General features: G+C 71.2%; 22 protein-coding genes. 13 read left to right on the top strand and 9 right to left on the bottom strand.

Annotated features, from left to right (window positions below; translation table 11 throughout):
* Positions 1-6: 6 nt before the first annotated feature.
* Positions 7-357: a hypothetical protein gene (locus tag EIL87_RS19395; RefSeq protein WP_125091971.1), complete on the top strand. Its 351-nt coding sequence runs from the start codon at positions 7-9 to the stop codon at positions 355-357.
* Positions 351-1,268, top strand: coding sequence for an ROK family protein (locus EIL87_RS19390; protein ID WP_125091970.1), 918 nt, complete (start codon positions 351-353; stop codon positions 1,266-1,268). The genes EIL87_RS19395 and EIL87_RS19390 overlap by 7 nt, the downstream gene beginning before the upstream one ends.
* 195 nt (positions 1,269-1,463) lie before the next feature.
* Here the strand turns inward: EIL87_RS19390 and EIL87_RS19385 are convergent, their stop codons facing one another.
* Complete coding sequence (locus EIL87_RS19385) at positions 1,464-1,946, bottom strand: DUF308 domain-containing protein (protein WP_125091969.1); 483 nt, start codon at positions 1,944-1,946, stop codon at positions 1,464-1,466.
* Positions 1,943-2,704: an alpha/beta hydrolase gene (locus tag EIL87_RS19380; RefSeq protein ID WP_125091968.1), complete on the bottom strand. Its 762-nt coding sequence runs from the start codon at positions 2,702-2,704 to the stop codon at positions 1,943-1,945. The genes EIL87_RS19385 and EIL87_RS19380 overlap by 4 nt, the downstream gene beginning before the upstream one ends.
* A 250-nt stretch (positions 2,705-2,954) precedes the next feature.
* Between EIL87_RS19380 and EIL87_RS19375 the strand changes: the two genes are divergently transcribed.
* The 6 genes from EIL87_RS19375 (at position 2,955) to EIL87_RS19350 (ending at position 10,761) form a co-directional block, all read left to right on the top strand.
* Positions 2,955-3,695 carry a lysophospholipid acyltransferase family protein gene (locus EIL87_RS19375; RefSeq protein ID WP_125091967.1) on the top strand — a complete coding sequence of 247 codons (741 nt, stop codon included), beginning with the start codon at positions 2,955-2,957 and terminating at the stop codon, positions 3,693-3,695.
* Positions 3,696-3,740: 45 nt separating this feature from the next.
* Complete coding sequence (locus tag EIL87_RS19370) at positions 3,741-4,241, top strand: polyadenylate-specific 3'-exoribonuclease AS (RefSeq protein WP_125091966.1); 501 nt, start codon at positions 3,741-3,743, stop codon at positions 4,239-4,241.
* Positions 4,242-4,429: 188 nt separating this feature from the next.
* Positions 4,430-5,455 (top strand): 6-phosphofructokinase, encoded by a 1,026-nt coding sequence (locus tag EIL87_RS19365; RefSeq protein WP_125091965.1) that lies wholly within the window; start codon positions 4,430-4,432, stop codon positions 5,453-5,455.
* Positions 5,456-6,242: 787 nt separating this feature from the next.
* Positions 6,243-7,691, top strand: a complete 1,449-nt coding sequence (locus EIL87_RS19360) for an MFS transporter (protein WP_233576380.1) — start codon at positions 6,243-6,245, stop codon at positions 7,689-7,691.
* 136 nt (positions 7,692-7,827) lie between these two features.
* A complete protein-coding gene (locus tag EIL87_RS19355; protein ID WP_125091963.1) occupies positions 7,828-8,301 on the top strand; it encodes a TIGR03618 family F420-dependent PPOX class oxidoreductase in 474 nt (157 codons plus the stop codon).
* Between the two features lie 1,074 nt (positions 8,302-9,375).
* The gene (locus EIL87_RS19350; protein ID WP_125091962.1) at positions 9,376-10,761 is read left to right on the top strand and encodes a class II 3-deoxy-7-phosphoheptulonate synthase; all 1,386 of its coding nucleotides are present in this window, start codon (positions 9,376-9,378) and stop codon (positions 10,759-10,761) included.
* A gap of 60 nt (positions 10,762-10,821) precedes the next feature.
* Here EIL87_RS19350 and mptB read toward each other — a convergent pair whose 3' ends face one another.
* Both mptB and pknB read right to left on the bottom strand, forming a co-directional pair.
* A complete protein-coding gene (mptB, locus tag EIL87_RS19345) occupies positions 10,822-12,375 on the bottom strand; it encodes a polyprenol phosphomannose-dependent alpha 1,6 mannosyltransferase MptB (protein WP_233576379.1) in 1,554 nt (517 codons plus the stop codon).
* A 316-nt stretch (positions 12,376-12,691) separates the two neighbouring features.
* The gene (pknB, locus tag EIL87_RS19340) at positions 12,692-14,680 is read right to left on the bottom strand and encodes a Stk1 family PASTA domain-containing Ser/Thr kinase (RefSeq protein WP_125091961.1); all 1,989 of its coding nucleotides are present in this window, start codon (positions 14,678-14,680) and stop codon (positions 12,692-12,694) included.
* Between the two features lie 150 nt (positions 14,681-14,830).
* On the opposite strand from pknB, the gene EIL87_RS19335 reads away from it, so the two are divergent.
* A complete protein-coding gene (locus EIL87_RS19335; protein ID WP_199740504.1) occupies positions 14,831-15,196 on the top strand; it encodes an Rv2175c family DNA-binding protein in 366 nt (121 codons plus the stop codon).
* A 52-nt stretch (positions 15,197-15,248) separates the two neighbouring features.
* Here EIL87_RS19335 and EIL87_RS19330 read toward each other — a convergent pair whose 3' ends face one another.
* The 4 genes from EIL87_RS19330 to EIL87_RS19315 form a co-directional block, all read right to left on the bottom strand.
* Positions 15,249-15,671, bottom strand: coding sequence for a PPOX class F420-dependent oxidoreductase (locus EIL87_RS19330; RefSeq protein WP_125091960.1), 423 nt, complete (start codon positions 15,669-15,671; stop codon positions 15,249-15,251).
* A gap of 106 nt (positions 15,672-15,777) precedes the next feature.
* Entirely contained in the window at positions 15,778-17,253 is a 1,476-nt protein-coding gene (crtI, locus tag EIL87_RS19325; RefSeq protein ID WP_125091959.1) for a phytoene desaturase family protein, read from the bottom strand.
* A gap of 4 nt (positions 17,254-17,257) precedes the next feature.
* A complete protein-coding gene (locus tag EIL87_RS19320) occupies positions 17,258-18,376 on the bottom strand; it encodes a polyprenyl synthetase family protein (protein WP_233576378.1) in 1,119 nt (372 codons plus the stop codon).
* A gap of 156 nt (positions 18,377-18,532) precedes the next feature.
* On the bottom strand, positions 18,533-19,195 hold the full coding sequence (locus tag EIL87_RS19315) for a DUF3153 domain-containing protein (protein ID WP_125091958.1): 663 nt from the start codon (positions 19,193-19,195) through the stop codon (positions 18,533-18,535).
* A 113-nt stretch (positions 19,196-19,308) separates the two neighbouring features.
* Between EIL87_RS19315 and EIL87_RS19310 the strand changes: the two genes are divergently transcribed.
* Positions 19,309-20,991, top strand: coding sequence for a DUF885 domain-containing protein (locus tag EIL87_RS19310; protein ID WP_125091957.1), 1,683 nt, complete (start codon positions 19,309-19,311; stop codon positions 20,989-20,991).
* A 318-nt stretch (positions 20,992-21,309) separates the two neighbouring features.
* Here the strand turns inward: EIL87_RS19310 and EIL87_RS19305 are convergent, their stop codons facing one another.
* Complete coding sequence (locus EIL87_RS19305; RefSeq protein WP_125091956.1) at positions 21,310-21,870, bottom strand: GNAT family N-acetyltransferase; 561 nt, start codon at positions 21,868-21,870, stop codon at positions 21,310-21,312.
* Between the two features lie 259 nt (positions 21,871-22,129).
* Between EIL87_RS19305 and EIL87_RS19300 the strand changes: the two genes are divergently transcribed.
* From EIL87_RS19300 to EIL87_RS19290, 3 genes are read left to right on the top strand one after another with little or no spacing between them, the layout of a single operon-like run.
* Complete coding sequence (locus EIL87_RS19300; RefSeq protein WP_125091955.1) at positions 22,130-22,585, top strand: SAV_6107 family HEPN domain-containing protein; 456 nt, start codon at positions 22,130-22,132, stop codon at positions 22,583-22,585.
* The gene (locus EIL87_RS19295) at positions 22,572-23,342 is read left to right on the top strand and encodes a maleylpyruvate isomerase N-terminal domain-containing protein (protein ID WP_233576377.1); all 771 of its coding nucleotides are present in this window, start codon (positions 22,572-22,574) and stop codon (positions 23,340-23,342) included. The genes EIL87_RS19300 and EIL87_RS19295 overlap by 14 nt, the downstream gene beginning before the upstream one ends.
* Before the next feature lie 57 nt (positions 23,343-23,399).
* Complete coding sequence (locus tag EIL87_RS19290) at positions 23,400-23,918, top strand: GNAT family N-acetyltransferase (RefSeq protein ID WP_125091954.1); 519 nt, start codon at positions 23,400-23,402, stop codon at positions 23,916-23,918.
* The last annotated feature ends 5 nt before the right edge of the window (positions 23,919-23,923 follow it).

Below are 23,923 nucleotides of genomic sequence, written 5' to 3'. Positions count from 1 at the left end.
GGCTGGATGCGCGAGCACGATCGACTGCTCGAGGAGTTGCGGCTGCTGCTGGACGCGCTGGCCGGCAGGGCCGAGGAGTACCTGCGCGGCTGCGAGCGGGAACCGCGGCAGGGCGAGACCGGCTGCGGCTGGTGCCCGCTGTGCGCGGCGGTGGCGCTGGCGCGCGGGCAGCGTCCCGAGCTCAGCGACCAGCTCCTGGGCATCGTCCAGGTGCTGCGCCAAGCGCTGGTCGACCACGCCGAGCACGCCACGGCCGAGCAGCCGGAGGAACCCGAGCCGGAGGAGCCGAAGGTGCAGCGCATCCAGGTCCAGCGGGTCGCGGGACCCGTGCTGGCGGAAAGCGACGCGGTGTGCTGACCATCGGCGTGGACGTGGGCGGCACCAGTGCGCGCGCGGCCGTGGTGGACGAGCACGGCCAGATCCTGCAAACGCACCGGGTGCCCACCCCGAAGACGGGCGCCGAGCTCAACGCGGCGATCGCCGACACCGTCCGGGCGCTCACCGACCGCTACCCGGTCGATGGCGTCGGTCTCGCGGTGGCGGGCTTCGTCAGCGAGGACCTGCGGATGGTGCGGTTCGCCCCGCACCTGCCGTGGCGGCACGTCGCCGTCGCCGACGAGCTCTCCCACCGCCTGGGGTTACCGGTGGTGCTCGAGCACGACGCGAACGCGGCGGCCGTGGCCGAGCAGCGCTTCGGCGCGGCCGTCGGTGCCCGGGTGGCGGCCCTGGTGGCCATCGGCACCGGCATCGGCGGTGCGCTGGTGATCAACGGTGACGTCTTCCGCGGTGCGTTCGGCGTGGCCCCGGAGCTCGGCCACCTGCGGCTGGTGCCGGACGGGCGGGAGTGCCCGTGCGGCAAGCGCGGCTGCTGGGAGCGCTACTGCAGCGGGACCGCCCTGGCCGCGACCGCGGCCGAACTCGGCTGGTCCGGGCCGCCCCCGACCGGCTTCGAGGTGGCCCGTGCGGCCGAGGCCGGCGACGAGCTCGCGTTGCGCGCGGTGGACGACCTGGCGCGCTGGCTGGGGGAGGGGTTGGCGCTGGTCGCGGACGTCTACGACCCGGAGGTCGTGGTCATCTCGGGTGGCGTCTCCGACTCGGCGCACCTGTTCCTCGACAAGGCCCGCGGCCACTACGCCGCCGCCGTCACCGGTGCCGGGCACCGACCGCTGGCACGCGTCCGCGTCGCCCACCACGGCGACCCCGCGGCGATGATCGGCGCAGCAGCCATAGCGCGCCAGCACGTCCTCACCGGCCCCCGGGTCAGCTGACTCCTGTCGCTCGTCAAGCGGCGGCAGCCGCCGCTTCAGGTGGGACTCAGCTTGCACCGCCGCAGGTTCTGAGCGGCTTCGTGGCGAGTACGCCGCGACGCCGTGCACCTGGCGTACATCAGGAGTGGCGCACGGAGCCACGCCCCGGTTCTGCTACCCGCACCGCCACGCACAGCAGGTCTTCCAGCAGGAGGCTCAGACCTGGGCGCCGTCGTCGTCCGGGTCTTCCGGCGGCGTGCGGCGCAGGCGGAAGAGCAGCACGCCGATCCCGGCGCTGATCAGCACCAGGCCCAGCGGGAGCTTCACGGTCGCCGCGATGCCTGCCAGGCCGGGGACGAGCAGCACCAGCACGCCGAGCACGATGACGCCGACGCCCAGGAACGTCGCCGGGCGCGGCACCGGCAGCGGCGGTGGTTCGGGCGGGACGAAGTGCTCTTCCTCCTCCTCGGCCGGTGTCCAGTCGCGGGGGCCCTGCTCGGCGGGCGGCTCGACCGCCGGCTGCGGGGCGGTGGACTCCGCGGGGCGCGGCTCCTGGTCGTCCTCCGACGAGGTCTTCGCGGGCTCGTCCTCGCCCGGCCACCTGCCGAACTTGGTGTCGCGTTCCAGGTCGGCGACGATCTCCGCGAAGGCGGCGTCGATGTCCTCCGGCCCGTCGGGCGAGTTGTGTCCGCGGCTCATACGGCTTCTCCGACACGCTCGCGGTGGACGCGGTGCGCGAATTCGACGCTGTCGCTGAAGATCCGCGGCGCGTCGTGGTCGAGGGTCGCCACGTGGTAGCTGTCGTCGAGCACCACTTCGGTGACGTCCTCGCTGCTCACCTCGTTGAGCACGATCGTGGAGTTCTCCGGCTCGACGATGTGGTCGACCGCCGAGTGCAGCAGGAGCAGCGGCTGGTGCACGGTGGCCAGGTCGGCCCGCACCACGCGCCAGAGCTGCTGCAGGCTCGCCATGCCCCGCAGCGGCAGCCGCGAGTAGGCCAGCTCCACGACCTCCGGCTTGGCGATGTCACCGGCGATCGCCGCCAGGGACGGCACCACCCGGCTGAGCACCGGGAGCAGCTTCGCCTCCTTGCGCAACGTCATGACCGAGGGGTTGACCAGCACGATCCCTGCGATGTCGGGATGCTGCTCGGCCAACCGCAGCGCCAGGGTGCCGCCCATCGACAGGCCGAACACGAACACCGAGCGGCACCGGCCGCGCAGCTCGTCGAGGGCTTCCTCGACGGTGCGGTACCAGTCGTGCCAGGTCGTGCGGTTGAGGTCTTGCCACCGCGTGCCGTGGCCGGGCAGCAACGGGCACCGCACGGTGTGGCCGGCCTCGGCCAGGTGTTCGGCCCATCCCCGCATGCTCTGCGGTGTGCTGGTGAAGCCGTGGCACAGCAGCACGCCGATGTCCTCGGACCCCTCGTGCGCGAACGGCTCTGCGCCGACGAGCACGGACCCTGTTCCTCCCACCCGCGAACCTCCCTCAGGCTCAACACCACGGCACGGCGAGCCGGTCCCAATCGTCGCACGCGAGCCCGTCGATTGGGACCGTCTGGCCGCTACTCGCGTCGAGCGGAACAGCGGGGGGTCGAACGCGGACCAGGTGTGACGTGATCGGATTCCGGACGGTGCGCATTGTGCGCAAAGTGCGCGCTCCGTAGGCTGAAAAACAACATTTCACGCGTGAGGAGGCGGCGGCGCCGTGATGTACTGGGTGATGAAACACCTTTTGCTCGGTCCCCTCATGAAGATGTTCTGCCGCCCGCGCGTCGACGGCGTCGAACACGTTCCGCGCGAGGGCGGCGCGATCCTGGTCAGCAACCACATGGCGGTCGCCGACTCGTTCTTCATGCCGCTGATGATGCCGCGCAGGGTCACCTTCCTGGCCAAGCGCGAGTACTTCACCGGTAAGGGGCTCCGCGGCAAGTTCAAGAAGGCCTTCTTCTCCGGCGTCGGGCAGGTGCCCATCGACCGCTCCAGCGGTGCGGCCGCGCAGGCGGCCCTCGACACCGGTGTGCGGTTGCTCAGCGAGGGCAAGTTGCTGGGCGTCTACCCGGAGGGAACCCGTTCGCCGGACGGCCGGTTGTACAAGGGCAAGACCGGTGTGGCGCGAATGGCGTTGGAGTCCGGCAAGCCGGTCATCCCGATCGCCATGTTCGGCACCGACAAGGTCAACCCGATCGGCTCCAAGATGTGGTGGCCGCACAAGGTCGTCGTCAAGGTCGGTGAGCCGCTGGACTTCTCCCGCTACGAGGGCATGGCCGGTGACCGCTTCGTGGAGCGCTCGATCACCGACGAGATCATGTACGCGCTGATGGAGCTCTCCGGCCAGGAGTACGTCTACGCCGCCACCGTCAAGGACCAGCTGGCTGCGGAGGGCAACGACCTGGGCGGGTGGAGCACCAGCTCGGCGTCGCGACTGCCGGAGTCCAAGGCCGGCTGACGGCCCGGGCCCACGACCACGAAGAACGCCGCATACGCTTCCCGGGTGCGGTACTTCTACGACTGCGAGTTCATCGAGGACGGGCGGACCATCGATCTGGTGTCGATCGGTGTGGTCGACGAGACGGGTCGCGAGTTCTACGCGGTGTCCACCGAGTTCGACGCGGCCCGGGCGGGTGCCTGGGTGCGCCAGCACGTCCTCCCGCAGCTGCCGCCTCCGGCCGAGCAGGTCTGGAAGTCCCGTGCGCGCATCCGCGAGGACCTCTACAAGTTCCTCACCTCGCGCGGCGAGAACGTCGAGCTGTGGGCCTGGTACGCCGCCTACGACCACGTGGCGCTGGCCCAGCTGTGGGGCCCGATGCCGACCCTTCCCTCCCGGATCCCCAAGTTCACCCGCGACCTGCGGCAGCGCTGGGAGGACGTCGGCAAGCCGAAGCTGCCCGCGGCGCCGGACAACGCCCACGACGCCCTCGCCGACGCCAAGCACAACCTCGAACGCTGGAAGGTCATCGAGGAGATCCGCAAGAAGCGCGGCTACCCGCTGTAGGTGACGTAGCCGGGGGTCCCGGCTGCTGCGCAGGTGATGACCGGTGCGCGCCGCGGCCGGTGATCTCGACCGGTGGGTATACGCGCCAGAGCCTTGCTGCACCGATCCAGCCCGTGCCACGCTGTTCCTGGGAGAGACGTGGATCACTCGAGGGTTGGATGGAGGCGGCAACAGCGATGCCCGCTGGAATGCGTGTCGGAGTTCTCACCGGTGGCGGCGACTGCCCTGGGCTCAACGCGGTGCTCCGCGCCGTGACCCGCAAGGGGATCTCGGTCTACGGGCACGAGATCGTGGGTTTCCGCAACGGCTGGCTCGGTCCGATCGAAGGTCTGACCACCCCGCTGACGCTGGACAAGGTGGAGGACGTCCTGAACCGGGGCGGCACGATCCTCGGTTCCTCGCGCACGAACCCCTACTCCGTGGACGGCGGCGTGGAGCGGCTCAAGAGCACGATCGCCGAGCACCGGATCGACGCGCTGGTCGCGATCGGCGGCGAGGACACCCTCGGCGTGGCCGAGAAGCTCACCGCCGAGGGAGTGCCGGTGGTGGGCGTGCCGAAGACGATCGACAACGACCTCGACGCCACCGACTACACGTTCGGCTTCGACACCGCCGTGCACATCGCCACCGAGGCGATCGACCGGCTGCGCACCACGGCCGAGTCGCACCACCGCGCGCTGGTCGTGGAGGTGATGGGCCGGCACGCGGGCTGGATCGCGCTGCACTCGGGCCTGGCCGGCGGTGCGAACGTGATCCTGGTGCCCGAGCAGGAGTTCAGCGTCGACCGCGTCGTGGACTGGGTCGAGCAGCGCTTCGAGCGCCAGTACGCGCCGATCATCGTCGTCGCGGAGGGCGCGATCCCGGAGGGCGGCGAGGAGTTGCTGGCCGCGGGCGAGAAGGACGCCTTCGGGCACGTCCGGCTCGGCGGTGTCGGCACCTGGCTGGCGGACGAGATCGCGCACCGCACCGGCAAGGAGTCCCGCGCGGTCGTGCTCGGCCACGTCCAGCGCGGCGGCACGCCGACGGCCTACGACCGGGTGCTCGCCACCCGCTTCGGCCTGCACGCCATCGACTCCATCTCCGACGGTGACTTCGGCAAGATGGTCGCGCTGCGCGGCACCGACATCGTCCGCGTCCCGCTGCGCGAGGCCACGGCGGCGCTCAAGACGGTGCCCAAGGAACGCTTGGCCGAGGCCGAGGTCCTCTTCGGCTGATCCCTTCGGAACGCGGGGGCCTTCGTGAGAAGGCCCCCGCTTCTTCGCGGCAGCCAGTGCGGCGCGCCAGGCCTCGGTGACCTCGGTGAGCTCCCTCCAGGACGCGAAGCCCTCGAGATCCGTGGTGCAGAGGCGCGCGTCCTGAGCGCGTGCGCCCCGTCGGGGCTACCAGGAGTTCCCCTCGTGCGGGCCGGTGGCTGCCTCCTCGATCTGGCCGCCGCAGCTCGCCGCAACTGGCATCGTCCTTGGGAAGTGTGACCTCTCGGCGAGCGCCGACAAGCGCCTGAGCGATCGACTCTCGCCCTCTCGTCCTCGGCGATCAGCACGCCGACGTGGATCTCGACCACGGTCGCGCGCTGATGGCCAACTCGCCAGGGGCTCGCGTCGAGGATCGCCTTCACCTCTCGCTCCGCGGGTCGCGGAGCTCCTGGTCGACGAGGTCGTGGTCAGCCAACCAGTCGCGGTCCGGAGCTGTCAGCGGTCTCGTCGAAGGTCGGCCAGCGTCGACGCCGATCGGCACGAGGCGCGTGGGGGCGGCCGGCAACCGTGGTGGTGATCTCCGCGCCGGAATCGACCCGGCGCACGGGACCAGCCGTGTGCTGTCGCAGGTCGCGCAGCCCGACGGTGGTGCGGTCCGATGTCCCGCCTCGGTGGCAGCGCAGGCGCAGCAGAGGCGCTGTTCCAGCATGTGGACGAGGGTTCTCGTCCGGTTAAGCTCTTCCTCCGCGGTTTTGAACGGTGCGCAGCGTCGCGGGCCGGAACATCCCACCAACGTGAAGGAGCCCGCGTGTCCACGCACACGGCCGCCGAGCGCCCACCGGTGCTCATCCGCTCGGCGCAGGACGTCACCGACCTGGTCAACTCGGGTGCGGCGCGCGGCAGCCACGCGAAGATGATCGTGCTGCTGGCGCTGGGCGGGATTTTCCTCGACGCCTACGACCTGACCTCGCTGGCCTACGGCATCACCGACATCAAGCAGCAGTTCGGCCTGACCTCGGTCGGTGCGGGCGCGGTGACCGCCTCGATCAGCGTGGGCGCGATCCTCGGTGCCTGGTTCGGCGGGGTGCTGGTGGACCGCCTCGGCCGCTACCGCGTGTTCATGGCCGACATGCTGTTCTTCGTGGTCTCCGCGCTCGGCTGCGCGCTGGCCCCGAACGCGGAAGTGCTGATCTTCTTCCGGTTCCTGATGGGCTTCGGCGTCGGCATGGACATCCCGGTCGCGATGGCCTTCCTCGCCGAGTTCTCCCGGCTGCGCGGCAAGGGCAGCAAGGGATCGCGGACCGCGTCCTGGTCGACGGCCTGGTACGTGGCCACCAGCGGGTGCTACGCGGTGATCATGGCGCTGTACTTCCTGCTGCCGGAGGCGCACCACGGTCTGCTGTGGCGGTTCACGGTCGGCTTCGGCGCGGTGCCGGCGCTGGTGATCCTGCTGGTGCGCAACAAGTACATGAACGAGTCCCCGTCCTGGGCGGCCGACAACGGGGACCTGCAGCGAGCGGCGGAGATCCTCACCCGTTCCTACGGCGTCAACGCCACCGTCGCCGAGGACGCGCAGGTCCCGGCGAAACCGCAGCGCAAGGGGCTCCCGGAGGTCAAGCGGCTGTTCGAGCGCCGCTACCGCGCCCGCACCTTCCAGGCCCTGACGATCGGCCTGGCGCAGACCTTCGGCTACAACGCCGTCGCCTACGGGCTGCCGGTGATCATCGCGAGCATCCTGGCGCAGGGCGCGCTGAACACGATCAGCGCGTCGCTGGTGCTCAACCTCGTCTTCGCGGTAACCGGTGGGGTGCTGGGGATCCGGTTGGCCCACCGCGCGGGTGCGTGGAAGCTGACCTTCATCGGTTTCGCCGTTCAGCTGGCCTCGCTGGTGGTGCTCGCGCTGATCGGCAAGCCCGACGGCACGGCCTACGTGCTGTTCGCCATCGCCGCCCTCGGCGCGTTCATGTTCGCCCAGGCCTCCGGACCGGGCGCGCACTTCATGAGCTTCGCGTCGCTGAGCTACCCGACGTCGATGCGCGGCACGGGGCTCGGCTTCAACCAGGGAACGCTGCGCGTCGGCTCGACGCTGGCCCTGTTCTTCTTCCCGGTCCTGAGCACGGCACTGGGCAGCGGCGTCTTCTGGGTGATCGCTCTCGCGCCGGTCATGGGTCTGGTCGCGCTGCTCGCCAAGCGCTGGGAACCGGTCGGCTACGACGCCGACGCCCGCGAAGCCGACGCGGTCCGCGAAACCGTCTGACGACGACGGAGCTCGCCGAGGTCCACGTGGTCCAACCGGTCCGGATGATCGCGGACACCTCCGGCCGGGATTGACGGGACGGAGACGGCGGAACAAGATCGGCCCACCAACGGTCTTGCGGAACACCGGAGTTGCCATGTCGCGGCGCGGCCAGATCACCATGTCAGAGGACGAGATCGTCGAGTTCATCGACGAGCGCAGGGTCGTGGTCCTGGCCAGTGTGAAGTCCGACGGCCGCCCGCACCTGGTGCCCATGTGGTTCGTCCCGAACGGCACCACCATCGAGGTCTGGTCCTACGGGCGATCGCAGAAGACGGTGAACCTGCGTCGCGATCCGCGCGCCACGCTGCTGCTGGAGACCGGCACGGATTACGGCGAACTCCGCGGTGTCTCCCTGGAGTGCGGCGTCGAGGTCTTCGACGAGCCGGAGGAAGTCGAACGCCTCGGCCTGGCGATCGCGGTCCGCTACGGCCAGCTCACCGAAGCCGAGGCCAAGGACGACGGTGTCCGCGAAGTCATGCGCGGCCGAGCCGCCAAGCGGGTGGGCTTCCGCTTCACCCCCACCCGGACCCTCAGCTGGGACCACAGGAAGCTCGGTGGCACCTACTGACCTCCGGGGCAGCGGACTCGTGGTGGCGACGTGGACGACGACCCGCGCCAATCCACGAGCTGACCCACGACTCGCCGCGGGTCTTCGGTACCGATGGAGCGCAGCTCGACCAGTGGGTCGCGGCCGGCGAGGCACCCGCCGACTGGCACGAGCGGCAGGAGGGGTTGCGCTCCTTCCTGGCCAACGCGCCGGTGCGCACCGCGTTGCCGCGCGAGCGTGCGGGGTCGACGGCCGTGCTGGCCGACCGCGAAGCCGAGTCGTGACCGCGACGTCCCCGTTCGAACTTCCGGAAGGCGGCGTGATCTCCCTCGACAGGGCGGCGACGAGCTAGCCAGTGGTCGATGCGCCTGAGCGCTCGGCCGGTGGCTGGCCGTCAGCGGCACGGTCAATCCCCGGCACTCGCCACGTCACTGGGATCACCGGGCCGAGTTGATCACCTCTCCTGAACAAGTTCGATCACACTGTCGGGGGTTGCACCCCCGGTCCGTCGTTCGCGCCCGGCGCAGGTGCGTTCCCCTCGTGCGTCCGATTTCTCGCGAAGTTCGAGGGCCGAAGTTCCGCGTCGAACCTCGCGAGAACGTGGAACGTGGGGATTCAGCCCCGCAGGTGCTTCAGCGGTGCGGTGGCGAGTGCGCCGTGACGTCCCGTGGGAGCGGCGCCCGGAGCTGCGAGCCGCTCAGATCCGCCAACAGCGCTGCTGAGCGGAAGCAGTCGAGGGAGGAGGTCGAAGCAGTGGTGCAGACGAGCTGGACGGTGATTCGACTGGTGCGCGGCGTCGTGATCGCTGATCGCCCCGAGCGTGGTGTGCATCACCACGTCGACCAGGCGCGCTGTGCCGGGCGGTGAGGGCGCTCGGGAGCTGCACGCGGTCCGCGACAGGTCAGGGGCACCGGTCGGTCCGGGAGGTGGTGCGCGCGGAGCGTCCGGTTTTCGGCGGGCCGGTGGCTTTCGCGGGGTGGGTGGGGTGGTGCAGATCTGAATCGACGCCGACCGGTGAGGTCGTCACCACACCAGCGGTGTGAGACTGCGCTCCCGGCGGAAAAGGAGTGGCACCGAGCGCCTATTCTTGAGCGCGTGAACTGGACCGTCGACGTCCCCGTAGATGACCTGCCCGAGTTGCCTCCGCTGCCGACGGAGATGCGCGCGCGTCTCGACGACGCCCTGGCGCGGCCCGCGGCTCAGCAGCCCACGTGGCCGGACCAGGAGGTCCGCAACGTGCGCAAGGTGCTGGAGAGCGTTCCGCCGGTGACCGTGCCCTCCGAGGTGGACCAGCTGCGTCACCACCTCGCCTCGGTCGCGCGCGGCGAGGCGTTCCTGCTGCAGGGGGGTGACTGCGCGGAGACGTTCGCGGACAACACCGAGCCGCACATCCGCGGCAACATCCGGACCCTGCTGCAGATGGCCGTCGTGCTCACCTACGGCGCGAGCATGCCGGTGGTCAAGGTCGGGCGCATCGCCGGCCAGTACGCCAAGCCGCGCTCGAGCGACACCGACGCCCTCGGCTTGCCGTCCTACCGCGGCGACATGGTCAACTCCCTGGTCGCCACCGAGGAGGCCCGGCGGCACGACCCGTCGCGGCTGATCCGCGCCTACGCTAACGCCAGCGCCGCGATGAACCTCTCCCGCGCGCTGACCAGCGCCGGGATGGCCGCGCTGACCAAGGTGCACGACTGGAACAAGGACTTCGTGCTCAACTCCCCGGCCGGGGAGCGCTACGAGTCCGTCGCCGCCGAGATCGACCGCGGCCTGCGCTTCATGCACGCTTGCGGCGTCGACGACACGAGCCTGCACTCGGTGGAGTTCTTCGCCAGCCACGAGGCCCTGGTGCTCGACTACGAGCGCGCCATGCTGCGGCTGGACACCAGCGGTGACCAGCCCCGGCTCTACGACCTGTCCGGGCACTTCCTGTGGGTCGGTGACCGCACCCGCCAGCTCGACGGGGCGCACATCGCCTTCGCCGAGCAGATCTCGAACCCGATCGGCCTCAAGATCGGCCCGACGACCACGCCCGAGCAGGCCGTGGAGTACGTCGAGCGGCTGGACCCGAACAACGAGCCGGGCCGCCTCACGCTGATCAGCCGGATGGGCAACGGCAAGGTGCGCGACGTGCTGCCGGCCGTCGTGGAGAAGGTCACCGCCTCCGGGCACCAGGTGATCTGGCAGTGCGACCCCATGCACGGCAACACCCACGAGGCCACCACCGGGTACAAGACCCGCCACTTCGACCGAGTCGTCGACGAGGTGCAGGGCTTCTTCGAGGTGCACAACCGGCTCGGCACCCACCCGGGCGGCATCCACATCGAGCTGACCGGTGAGGACGTCACCGAGTGCCTGGGCGGCGCCCAGGAGATCTCCGACACCGACCTCTCCGGCCGCTACGAGACCGCCTGCGACCCGCGCCTGAACACCCAGCAGTCGCTGGAGCTGGCGTTCCTGGTCGCCGAGATGCTGCGCGGCTGAGGACTTCTCGTCCGACACGAGAACGGGCCCGGGAGAGCGCTCCCGGGCCCGTTCTCGTGCTCAGCGGCTGATCAGCCGTTCTTCGCGGAGATCGCGTGTGAAGTCCCGGATCGGGCCGCTCAACCCCAGCGGGTCGAACCGCACCAGCGAGATCCCGCCCAGCACGGCGGCGCCGATGCCCACCGCGACGAACGGCCAGTTGTACATGGCCTGCTCGCCGTCGGGGTAGTAGGCCAGCACCAGCGCGATCGACGCTCCGACCACGTAGGACAGCGCGCGCGGAGTCCACGCGAACGCCGAGCCGAGCGCGAGCCCCCAGGTCAGGTACCAGGGCAGCACCACGGGGGAGAGCAGCGCGCCGCAGCACAGCACGATCGCCGCGCGCCGCACGGCCTCGGTGCCGCCGTCACGGGCCTGCCACCAGTGCCAGGCGAGCAGGGCGACCAGCAGCATCGACCCGAGCGTGCGGGTGGTGCCCACGATCGGCCAGATGTTGCGCTCGCCGAACAGCGACAGCAGGGTGTGCGCGGCTTGCCCCACCGCCGTGGGGGCCGACAGGTAGTTCACGATCATGCCCGGGGCCGACAGCGCTGACAGCCAGCCGAAGCCGACCTTCGCCAGCGCGGTGCAGGAGCCGAAGACCACCGCGAAGACGCCGAGCGCGGGCACCAGCGCGTGCACGAACCGGCGCAGCAGCGGGCCCTCGAGCTGCGCCGCCCACATCCACACCAGGAACGGCAGCGCGAGACCGGCGGTCGCCTTCACCGCCATCGCCGCGGACACCAGCGCGAGGCCCAGCACGGTGCGGCCCCGCAAGACGGCCAGCGTCCCGGTCGCGAGCAGCCCGATCATGAGCATGTCGTTGTGCGGGCCGCCGACCAGGTGCACCACGGTCATCGGGCTCGCCGCGACCAGCCACAGCGCGACCGGCAGCCGCCCACCCAGGTGCTCGACGAGGCCGGGTAGCGCGCAGATCAGCAGCACCAGGCCGCCGAGCAGCACCAACCGCATCACGATGACGCTGGCGATCACGTCGTGCCCGGCCAGCAGGATCACGCCCTTGGCCACGCCGATGAACAGCGGCCCGTAGGGCGCGGGCGTGGTCTGCCAGGTGGGGTGGACGTTCTCCGGGATGGGGCCGGTCAGCACCGCCGGGCCCACGCCGTAGGGGTCGAGGCCGTTCAGCGCGAGCAGGCCTTGCCCGAGGTAGCTGTAGACGTCGCGGGTGAACAGCGGCGGCGCGAGGAGGATCGGTGCCAGCCACGCGGCCGTCGCCCACAGCACACCGCGCGCGGAGACGAGTTCGGCGATCACGCCGCGGCCCAGCCGCACCCACGCCCAGACCAGCAGCGCGAACCCGACGTAGAGCACGGTGACGGCGACGTCGTGGCCGTGGCCGTAGCGCAGCACCGACAGCGGTCCGCCGCCGAGGACCGGGTCGTGGATCAAGGTGCCGCCGGCACCGATCGAGCCGGTCAGCAGCAGGAGGGAACCGATCGCGCCCAGCGCGATGGTGCGCAGCGGCAGCGGACGTCCGGGGTGACGTCCGCCGAGGGTGAACACGTCGGCTGTCGGGGTGGGGGTCCGCTGGGACCGTTCAGGTGCCGACTCCACGGGAGCAATCGGGGCCATTGTGCTCCCAATAGTTCCACAAACCCCGGCTCCTCCGGCCCTGACCAGGCGAGATCACGGGCCGTAGGGTCGACCGCAGGTGATCTTCTCGACCCGGGTCGGCGCAGGTAGATCCACATGCCGGATGAACGTTACAACTCGGACGCGAGATCAGGATCACACGGTCAGGTGGAGATCTTCCGCCGGAGAGCTGACACCCGACCCGGGGATCGCCAGGCCCCGAGCACGTGCGGCGGGCCGCTGTTCCCGGCGTGGGACTCAGCTGCCACCGCCGTGCGGAACGGTTCCGGGTGCTGCCCTAGAACGCCGTGACGTGGAGGGCGGACCCGGGCTCCACCCGGCTGCCCGGCAGCGGGTACTGGCCGAGGATCACCATGTCCTGGCGTTGGAACAGCGCCTGCACGTTCAGCTGCAACCCGAGCTGGGCCACCTGCTGCTGCGCCTCGGTGACCTTCATGCCGTTGAGGCTGGGCACCGGGACCGCGTTGGACACGACCACGCCGATGCGCGGCCTGCCGACGAGCTTGACCTCGGTGCCGGTCGTCGGGTTGGTGCTGACCACCTTGCCGGCGTCGACATCGCCGTCGAACTGCTGGCCCGCGTCGTAGGGCTCGAACCCGGCGTTGCTGAGCGTGGTGAAGGCGTCGTCGCGGCTCATCCCGCGCACGTCCGGGACCTGCACCGGCGGTGGGCCCTTGCTGACGATCAGCGTCACCGCGGAGTTGAGGTCCACCCGGGTGCCCGGCGCGGGGTCGACGCTGATCACGCGCCCCTCCGGCACCGTGCGGTGGTACTGCCTCGAGGAGGAGTTCTGCTGGGGCTGCAGCTTGGCGTTGCGGAGCAGGTTCTCCGCCTCGGCGACCGTCATGCCCGAGGAGATCTCCGGGACCGCCGGCTTGCCGAGCGAGACCACGAGGTCCACCGAGCCACCGCTGCGCACCTGCGAACCCTCGCCCGGGTTCGAGCTGAGCACGATCCCTTCCGGGACGTCGTTGTCGTTCTCCTTGGTCACGTTCGCGGACAGCCCGGCGCTCTCCAGCGATTGGACGGCCTGCTGCTCGGAGGTGCCGACGAGCTTGGGCACGGCGACGTAGTTGCCGAAGCCGAGCCAGAACGCCGCGCCGCCCACCAGCGCCGCCAGCACCAGCACGACGACCGCCCACAGAGCACCGTTGCGGCGGCCCTTGCGACGCGGCTCCATGCCCGCACCAGGCGGCGGGGCGTCGAGCTCGTCGGTGGCCGGGCGGGCCAGCGCGCGGGTGTGGTGCCGCGGCTGCTGCGCCATCGGCGCGGGCTCCACCCGCGTCGGCTGCGCGCGCACGGTCGGGAACTGCTCGGTCGGCGGGTCGGCCACCGGCGGCATCACAGCGGTGTGGGCCTCCGAGGCGGGCACCGGCACGGCGACCGGGGCGATCCCGAGGTCGCTGCGCACCTGCTCGAGCTCGGCCAGGAACGCCTCGGCGTCGGCGGGCCGCTGCGCCGGTTCGCGCCGGGTGGCGCGCACCACCAGCGCGTCGAGCTCGGGCGGGACCTCGGGGGAGGTCTGCGCTGGGGGCGGGACGTCGTCGTTGACGTGCTGGTAGGCCACCGACATGGCCGTGTCGCCGACGAACGGCGGACGGCCGGTCAGCATCTCGTAGAGCACCACGCCCGCGGCGTAGACGTCGGTGCGCGCGTCGGCCGCGCCCGTGGTGACCTGCTCGGGGGAGAGGTAGGCCACGGTGCCGAGGATGACGCTGCCGCTGGTCGTGCCGGCCTCCGCGGCCGCGCGGACCAGGCCGAAGTCGGCGACCTTGACCGACCCGTCGTTGCCGATGAGCACGTTCTCCGGCTTGACGTCCCGGTGCACCATGCCGGCGCGGTGCGCGGCGGCCAGCGCGGACAGCACCGGCTGCATCACGCTCAGCGCCATCGCCAGCGGGAGCTTGCCACCGCGGTCGATGATGAGGTCCCGCAGCGTGCAGCCCTCGACCAGCTCCATGACGAGGAACACGTGGTCGCCGTCGGCCTCGCGGTCCACACCCTGGTCGTAGACGGCGACGACGTCGTTGTGGTGCAGCTTCGCGGCAGCCCGGGCCTCGCGCTCGAAGCGCTCGACGAAGGAGCGGTCACCGGAGTAGCGGGCGTCCATCACCTTGAGCGCCACCGGGCGCTCGAGGCGGGTGTCCAAGCCCCGGTAGACGGTGGACATGCCCCCGCGGGCGATGACCGAGTCGACCCGGTAGCGACGTTCGAGAAGGGCTCCGACGAGGCTGTTGCCTTGTCCTTGCCGTGTCTCAGGTGTCATCGCTCGCCTATTTCCCCGGGTTCCTTGCCACCACCGATTGTGGCAGGTATGCGCGACGGTACCGCTGCTCGGTCGGGCGGTGGTGTTGATCAACGAATTTACCCGTGCGGTGCACGGCACACCGGGGTGCGATGTGGCAAGGTGTTCGACGTGGTTGCGATCCCTGCTGCCCCGGACGTGCTGGCTCCCGATGTGGAGGTCGTTCCGCTGACCGCCGTGGCTGAGAAGCTCGGCCGGTCCGTCACCCGGGTGCACCAACTCATCCGTGATGGTCAACTGCTCGCTCTGCGCCGGAACAAGGAACTGGGTGTGCCGGCAGCGTTCTTCGTCAACGACGAGATCGTGAAGGGCTTGCCCGGCACGATCACCCTGCTCCGGGACGCCGGCTACCACGAGGACGAGATCCTTCGCTGGTTGTTCACCCCGGACGACACGCTCCCGGGCGCTCCGATAGACGCCCTGCGCGGCGACCGCGGCCGAGAGGTCAAGCGCCGCGCCCAAGCGATGGGCTTCTGAACGACCGTCCCAGGTGGAGCGCGACCGCGCGCTCCACCTGGGACGAGCGTGCTCATCCTGGCTGGGCGTTGTCCTTCATCGCACCCCAGCCGTGCCACCGGTCGACCTCGATCCAGGCGCTGACCCGCGGGCGTTCCCGGTCCGGGTACTTGCTGCCGAGGTAGTGGTGGGCGAGCCGGTCGATGTCGACGAGGCCTTCGTCGTCCTTGAACTCGGTCACCCGCCCCACGAGGGTCACGTGGGTGTACCAGTCGTCGGAGGCGAGCACGCTCAGCGAGACCCGCGGGTCGCGGCGGACGTGCTTCAGGCGAACCCGGCCAGCGTCCATGTTGATCAGGACCCGGCCGTCGTCCTCCCACAGGTACCAGGTGGGCGTCGAGACCGGTGACCCGTCGGAACGCAGCGTTGAGATCACGGACGGGTTGGCGCGGCGCAGCAGCTCGACGGCGTCGGGCGGCAGCGGCGGCTTGGACATGGGATCTCCTCGATCACTGGGTGCCATTGCGGGGCAGCGGTGATCAGCCCCGCCCAGCATCATCGCCACAGCGCGCCTCCGGCGCCATCCGGGCGCGCCCGCCCGGTCACGCCGAGCGGGTGCCGCCCAGGACGCGCTGCGCGGCGAGCTTCCCGGAGATCAGCACCGGCGGGACGCCGACGCCCGGCGTGGTGCCCGAGCCGGCGAGCACGGCGTTGCTCACGCCGCGGACCAGGTTCTTCGGCCGGAACGGTCCCGTCTGGGAGAAGGTGTGGGCGGCCGAGAACGGTGTCCCCGCGGCGTGCCCCTGCGCCGCCCAGTCCAGCGGTGTGACCAGCTCGGACGTCTCGATCGCGGAGCCGAAACCGGTGAACCCCCGGTCCTCGAGAACGCCCAGCAGCTCGTCGCGGTAGCGCGGACCGACGCGGGCCCAGTCGAGCGGCCCGGTCTCCAGGTTCGGGCAGGGCGCCAGCACGTAGTGCAGCTCGCGGCCGTCCGGGGCGAGCGACGGGTCGCTCGCGGTCGGCCGGGTGATCAGCAGCGACGGGTCCGTCATGGGCTTGCCGTCGCGGATGATCTCGGTGAAGGTGCCGTGCCACGCCGAGCCGAAGGAGATCGTGTGGTGCGCGGGACCCCAGTTGCGCGTGGTGCCCGCGTGCAGCACCACCGCCGAGGGGGACCAGCGCAGGCGCCGTCGTGGGCGCGTGCCCAGCAGCCGGTGCACCACGGGCAGGTCGGGGGTCAGCACCACGGCGTCGGCCGGGAGCCGCTCCTCGGCGGTGAGCACCGCGCTGATCCGGTCGCCGCTGCGTTCCAGGCCGGTCACCTCGGTGCCGTAGCGGAACTCCACGCCCGCTTCGGCCGCCGCTCGGGCCATCGCGGTGGGGACCGCGTGCATGCCGCCGCGTGGGAACCACACGCCACCGACCGTGTCCATGTAGGAGATCACCGAGTACAGCGCCAGCGCGCGGCGCGGGTCGAGTCCCGCGTAGAGCGCTTGGAAGGAGAACACCCGCTGCAAGCGCTCGTCGCGCAGGAACCGCCCGATCGCCGGTCCGAGCCTGCCGAAACCGCCCAGCGCCACCAGCTTGGCGAGCTCGGGCGAGACCAGGTCGAGCGGGGAGTCGAAGTTGGCGTCGATGAAGCGGTGCATCTCGGTCGCGTGCACCTGGGTGAGCCAGCGCCGCAACCGCCGGTACCCCTCGGCCTCGCGGGCACCGGCCAGCCGCCGCACCTCCTGCTCCATCGCCTCGGCGTCGGTGTGCACGTCGAGCACCGAGCCGTCGGCGAAGCGCGCCTGGTAGGCCGGGTGCAGCGGGAGGAGGTCGAGGCGTTCGCGCACCGACGTGCCGACGGCGTGCAGCGCTTCGTCGAGCAGCTCGGGCATGGTCAGCACGGTGGGGCCGGTGTCGATCCGGTACCCGTCGAGCTCGGTCCGCCCGGCCCGCCCGCCGGGCACCTCGGCGCGCTCCAGGACGGTGACCCGGCGTCCGGCACCGGCCAGGTGCAGCGCCGCGGACAGCCCCGCGAGCCCTGCACCGACGATCACCACGTGGTGGGCGTGACCGGTGACCGAACGCATCGGCTCAGCAGCTGCGGTCGGTGACCGCGATGGCCAGCTCGGCCAGCCGCGACGCCGCGGGTTCGTCGAGCCCGGCGGTGTGCAGGGCGAGCATCGCCGATCCGGTCAGCTCGGTGATCCGCTTCTCCACGGCGGTGACCGCGCCCAGCTCGGTGAGCACCTCGCGGGCCGCCTCGACCCGCTCCTCGGTGAGCTGCGGGTCGCCCAGCACCTCGTGCAGCAGGTCCAGGCCCGCCTGGTCCTGCTGCGCGCGGGCGACGGCGACGGCTTCGGCGACCAGCACGGTGCGCTTGCCCTCGCGCAGGTCGTCACCGGCGGGCTTGCCGGTGACCGCCGGGTCGCCGAACACGCCGAGCAGGTCGTCGCGCAGCTGGAAGGCCACCCCGATGTCGGAGCCGAAGCGGCGCAGCGCCGCCAGCGCCTCCGGGCCGGCTCCGGCGATCTCCGCCCCGACCTCCAGCGGCCGCTGCACGGTGTAGGAGGCGGCCTTGAGCTGGCAGATCTTCAGCGCGGCCTCAGGCGACTCGTCGACGGCGACCTGCCCCATCACGTCCAGGTACTGCCCGGAGAGCACCTCGGTGCGCATCGCGCGCCACGGCCGCAGCGCGCGCAGCATCGCCTCGGCCGGGATGCCGGAGCTGTGCAGCATGTCGTCGGCCCAGGCCAGCGCCAGGTCGCCCAGCAGCACGGCGGCGGCCATGCCGAACTGGGTGTCGTCACCGGTGTAGTCGGAGTCGCGGTGCTGCTGCTGGAAGCGCCGGTGGATGGTCGGCTTGCCGCGCCGGGTGTCGGACTCGTCGATGAGGTCGTCGTGCACCAGCGCGCAGGTCTGGATCAGCTCCAGGGCGCTGGCCGCCTGCAGCATCGCGGCCGCTTCGGGACCGTCGGCAGCGCCGCCGCTGGCGCGCCAGCCCCACCAGGCGAAGGTCGGGCGGATCCGCTTGCCGCCACCGAGCACGAAGTCGTTGAGCTGGGCCACCGCGGCCCCGACGGCGGGATCGAGGTCGGCCGCCTCGTCGCGCCGGGACTGCAGGTAGGCCGCCAGCGTCCGCTGGACGTGGCCGGGGAGATCGGCTTCGAAGTCGGCGTTGCCGCCGGGGGCCCGCATGGTGGCCGAGTACATGGGAGGCACACCTCCATCCTGCGCGATGCGTTCCGGTGACTTCGGACGGGGCCACGGCATCGCTCCCCGTAGCTGGGAAGACTCCGGAGGGTGACCGCCTCGGATCGGGGTTCGGGGGAGGGCTGTGATCGTCGTGGTCCTTCCTGGAGCCCGGGGTCAGAGGCGCGCTCCCGGACGGGTCCGGAGGTGGTTGCGCAGAGCCAGGGTGCCGACCCACACCGCCGCGGCGGCCGCGCCCGCACCCACCAGCAGCGCCCACCCGATCCACTCCAGACCCGAGCCGTCGGAGAACTGGAAGGTCGCCGACGGCTCCGTGACCTCGCCGGGCTGCAGCACCCAGGTGACGGTGCCGGCGCTCTCCTCACCGTTGGTGGTGGTGATCTCGCCGGGGGCGCTGATCTTCAGCTCGATGCCGGAGTCGGTGTCCGCCAGCGGTGTCAGGTCGGCCGACCCCTCGAAGACCACCAGCGAGCCGGTCCGGTACAACCGCATCGAGAAGCGCGAGTCCGCAGGGCTCATCGCGGACGCGAGCCGCTCGACCTCCTGCAAGGAGAGGTCGGAGAACGACAGGTTCGCGCCCACCCGCTTGCCCTGCGCGTAAGGCCGCACCTGCACGCGGTCGGCGAACTCGGGAGGCGGCCGCAGCTCGAACGGCACCTGGCCGTCCGGGGTTTCGGTGGCCACCAGCACCTCGCCGGACACGGTGTCCTCACCGGAAATGGTCATCGCGGCCCTGACGTGCAGACAACCGCTGAGCAGTGCGCAGAGCACGATGACCAGCAGCAGCCGCAGCGCTCGACTCGATCCGTTCCCCTCCACCCGAAGGATGTTGCCACCGAAGCGGGAGGTTCGCCGTCCGTGCGATCGCCCGGCGTTGGCCGCTTCACGTCGGACCGCGTCGGTGCTTCCCGGCGCGCGCTAGCGTTGGCGGCATGGGAGTTGACCACAACGGCGTACACGCGATCAGCGACCGGTTCGTCGACGAGCTGGCGGCGCTCGATCCTGTTGCGAGCACCTACCTGGGCCTGCCCGGTGGGGACGAGGAACTGACCGACTACTCGCCGGACGGGCACCGGGCGCGCGCCGACCTCGCCGCCAGGAGCCTGGCCGCGATGCGCGAGGCGGAACCCACCGACGACTCCGAGCGGGTCGCCCAGGCGGTGTTCACCGAGCGCGTCGGGCTCGACCTCGAACTGCACGAGATCGGCGCGGACATGTCCTCGCTCAACGTGATCGCCAGCCCGCCGCAGGAGTTGCGCCAGGTCTTCGACCTCATGCCGACCGGTTCGGCCGAGGACTGGCGGACCATCGCCCGACGGCTCTCGGCGATGCCGCAGGCGGTGCTGGGGCTGCGCGCCGGGCTGACCGAAGCGGCGGCCAACGGTGATGTCGCGGCGGCGCGGCAGGTCCGCAAGGTCGCTGAGCAGTGCGACACGTGGTCCGGGCGCAGCGGTGGCGAGTCGTTCTTCGCCGAGATGGTGGGGCGCGCCGAGAGCGTCGACGACTCGTTGCGCGGGGAGCTGGAGACTGCCGCGGAGTCGGCCGCCGAGGCTTACGCCGGGCTGGCCGACTTCCTGCGCGGCGAGCTGCTGCCCAAGGCCCCGGAGAAGGACGCGGTCGGCGAGGAGCGCTACCGGCTCTGGTCGCGCTTCTTCACCGGCGCGAAGCTGGACCTCCGCGAGGCCTACGAGTGGGGCTGGCAGGAGTTCTCCGCCATCGAGGCGGAGATGAAGGAGGTCGCGAACCGGATCAAGCCGGGCGCGACGCTGGCCGAGGCCGCTGCCGCGCTCGACGCCGACGAGCGCTACCGGGTGCACGGCCAGCGGGAGTTCGAGCGGTGGATGCAGCGGCTGTCCGACCAGGCGCTGGCGGACCTGCGCGGGACGCACTTCGAGATCCCCGATCGGCTGATGCAGCTGGAGTGCAAGATCGCCCCGCCCGGCGGCGGAGTCGGCGCTTACTACACCGGTCCCACCGACGACTTCTCCCGTCCGGGCCGGATGTGGTGGTCGGTCCCCGCTGACCGGCAGGACTTCCCGACCTGGCGCGAAGTGTCCACTGTGTACCACGAGGGTGTTCCGGGGCACCACCTGCAGATCGCGACCTCGGTGCACGAAGCCGAGCGGCTCAACAAGTTCCAGCGGCTGGTCTGCTTCGTCTCCGGGCACGGTGAGGGCTGGGCGCTCTACGCGGAACGGCTGATGCGCGAGCTCGGCTACCTCTCCGACGACGGCGACCTGCTCGGCATGCTCAACGACCAGCTGTTCCGCGCCGCGCGCGTGGTCGTCGACATCGGCATGCACCTGGAGCTGGAGATCCCGGCCGGCACCGGGTTCCACGAGGGGGAGAGGTGGACGCCGGAGCTCGGGCTGGAGTTCATGCTCAGCCGGACCATCACCGATCCGGCGCAGGTCCGCGACGAGATCGACCGCTACCTGGGCTGGCCTGGCCAGGCCCCGTCCTACAAGCTCGGCGAACGCCTCTGGCGCGCCGCGCGGGACGAGGCCCAGCAGCGCCACGGCGCGGACTTCGACGTCAAGGCCTTCCACACCGACGCCCTCAAGATGGGCGCCATGGGCCTGGACACCCTCCGCCAGCAGCTCGCGCACCTCTGAGGGTGTTCTGGCTAGCTCTGCTGGGCGGTGCGGGAGCAGAACCTGAGCGGGTCGTGGTCTCCGTGCGCCGCTCCTCGAGCACGTCGACCACGGGGGCGTCTTGGCGTGGTCGCCACGAAGCCGCTCAGGACCTGCGGCGGTGCTAGGTGAGTCCCGCACCTGGAGGAGCGGCTGCCGTCGCGAGCCCGCTGTGTCCTCCGGCGGTGCTGGATTCCGCTCCTGGACCTCCGCACCGCTCCAGGTGTGGCGTGGTGGGGGAGGTTCCCGCCGGGAACGTCCTCCACCACGAGCAGGTTCCTCCTGGAGCTCCCGTGGCTGTCAGAGGGGGAGGGGGCGGCCGAGGACCGCGAAGGGCCTGGGGTCCCCGGTGAAGTTGTAGTTCCGCAGGACGTCCTGGAAACCGACGCGCTGGTAGAGCTTCCAGGCGCGGGTCGGACCCTCCGGAGTGGACAGCAGGACCTTGCTGCCGGGCGCTCCGTCGAGCAGCCTGCGCAGGATCTCCTCGCCGAGCCCGGCGCCTTGCGCGCTGGGGTGCACGTGGAGCTCGGTGAGCTCGAAGTAGTCCTCCAGCCAGGCGTCGGCGTCGCCGCCGGTCTCCTGCAGACCGCGGCGGACCTGCTCGTGCCACCACTGGCCCGGGGCGCCCAAGTAGCCGTAACCGATGCCGGTGAGCTCGTCGTCGTCGTTGAAGGCGCCGATGCAGCGCCAACCCGCGCGCAGCATGTGGGCGGACCACATCGGGGCCCGCTGCTGGGCGGTCACGGGCGGGTAGCCCATCGCGGTGACGTAGATCCGCAGGGCTTCGGGAAGTCTCGCCCGCAACTGGTCGGTGGTCAGTTCGACAACTCGGTCGCAGCTGGGGGATGGCGCAGCGGTCACGGCCGAACACTAACTCCTCTCGCCTCTGAGGTCTTTCTCCGCGCCCGGACACGGCGGTCCGATCCGGTGACGTGATCGTCTCCGCAGCACATGACTCGAACAGGTGAGCTACAGCGCATCGCTTGAGTCGATCTCCACCCGGCGCTAATCTGAACTCGTTCGAACGGTAGTTCGATGAACTCCTGTTCGAACTCCGGCCCGGTGGTGTGGTGGGGGAAGCACCCCACCACCGGGCCCCACAGCCGAAGGGAGAGAGCCGATGTCGCGTCCCACCGACCTGTCGATCCCGTCACCGCGGTACTCCGCCGAGAACGAGGGGCCCACACCGGAGGCCGACACCCCCGCCGGTGCGCTGTCGCTGCTGCTGCACGCGCGCACCTGCCTGCACGAGGCCGAGATCGCGGGACGACCGGGCGAGCGGTTCGTCGCCGCTCACCTGGCGGCGCTGCGGGCCGCCTCGGCGGTCGTCGTGGCGCGTGCGGTGCACCGCGTGGACAAGCGCCCGGCCAGCGTCTGGCAGCTGCTGACCGCGGCCGCACCAGAACTGCGCGAGTGGGCGGCCTACTTCGCCGCGCACTCCAACCGGCGCGCCGCGGCCGAGGCCGGGGTTCCGAGCACGAGCGACGTGCACGCCGACGAACTGCTGGAGAACAGCCGCGAGTTCCTCGGCATCGTGGGCCGGAACCTGCTGGGAGCGACGCGTGAACGGAACTGACGTGGAACTGCAACACGCGCGCATGCTCGACCACCTCGGGATCGAGGCGCAGCTGCTGACCGCCGCGACGCACGACGTGCACGCCGACGCGCCGGTGTTCAGCGCGTCCGGTCGCACCGTCGGTCAAACCGTCCGGCACCTCGGGGACCTGTGCGAAGACGTGCTGTGCTGGCTCGGATCCGCGGAGGCGCGGCGCCGTGGTGACCTCTCCGGCGAGCCCGAGCTCCGCGAACTGACCAACCGGTTCGCTCTGCGGATGGCCGACCTGCTCGCCGAGTTCACCTTCCGACCACCGGAGGACCCGTGCCCGACCTGGTGGCCCGAGCAGCACACCGTGGGGTTCTGGGTGCGGCGGATGCTGCACGCGACCACCGTGCACCGCGCGGACGTGCAGACGGCGGCAGGCATCGAGCACACGCCGATCGACCCCGTGGTGGCCACCGACGGCATCGACGAGGTCCTGCGGGTCTACTTCGGCTACCGGCTGCACTCGCTGCAGATCACCGCGACCCGGCCGTGCTCGGTGGGCGTGCACGTTCCCGGGCGGAACTGGCTGGTCACCGCCGACCCGGCCGGATCGGCGGTGACCAGCTCGGGGGACGTGGCCGGCACGACACCGGACGCGGTCGTCGGTGGCGACCCCAGCGCCGTCTACCTGTGGATGTGGGGTCGGCTGCCCAACCGCGCCGTCGAGACCGGCGGTGATCCGGACGCCATCGCGCAGCTGTGGGGGCTCCTGCAACTCGCCACCCGGTGAGCAGTGGTCGGCGGAAATTCGGTTGCCCGGCCGCGGCGGCGGGCACATCGTGGGCGGGTGCTGATCCGCCGTGAAACCCCCGCCGACCTCCCTCCGATCCGCCAGGTGCACGCGGCGGCGTTCGCCGACGCCGAGAACCCGCAGAGCCGCCCGGTCGAGGTCGGGCTCGTCGACGCCCTGCGCGACGGTGACGCGTGGCTGCCCGCCCTGTCGCTGGTCGCCGAACGGTCTGGTGAGGTCGTCGGGCACGTGGTGTGCACTCGAGCGCACGTCGGCGACGTCCCGGTGCTCGCGCTCGGACCGGTCGGCGTGCCACCGGACCTCCAGCGGGCGGGCATCGGATCGGCCCTGATGCACGCCGTGCTCGGTGCGGCCGACGCCCTCGACGAACCGCTCGTCGCTCTGCTCGGTCATCGCGAGTACTACCCGCGCTTCGGCTTCGAACCCGCCGCGGACCGCGGCATCACCCCGCCGGTGCCCGAGTGGGCCTCGCACTTCCAGGTCCGGCCGCTGAGCGGCTACGACCCGGCGGTGCGCGGTGAGTTCGCCTACGCCGCTCCGTTCATGGAGCTGTGAGCGCG

This window comes from Saccharopolyspora rhizosphaerae, from assembly GCF_003931915.1.
GTDB classification, from domain to species: domain Bacteria; phylum Actinomycetota; class Actinomycetes; order Mycobacteriales; family Pseudonocardiaceae; genus Saccharopolyspora; species Saccharopolyspora rhizosphaerae.
Note: the sequence above shows the minus strand (reverse complement) of the source record. Positions and strands in the feature narration are given on the sequence as shown.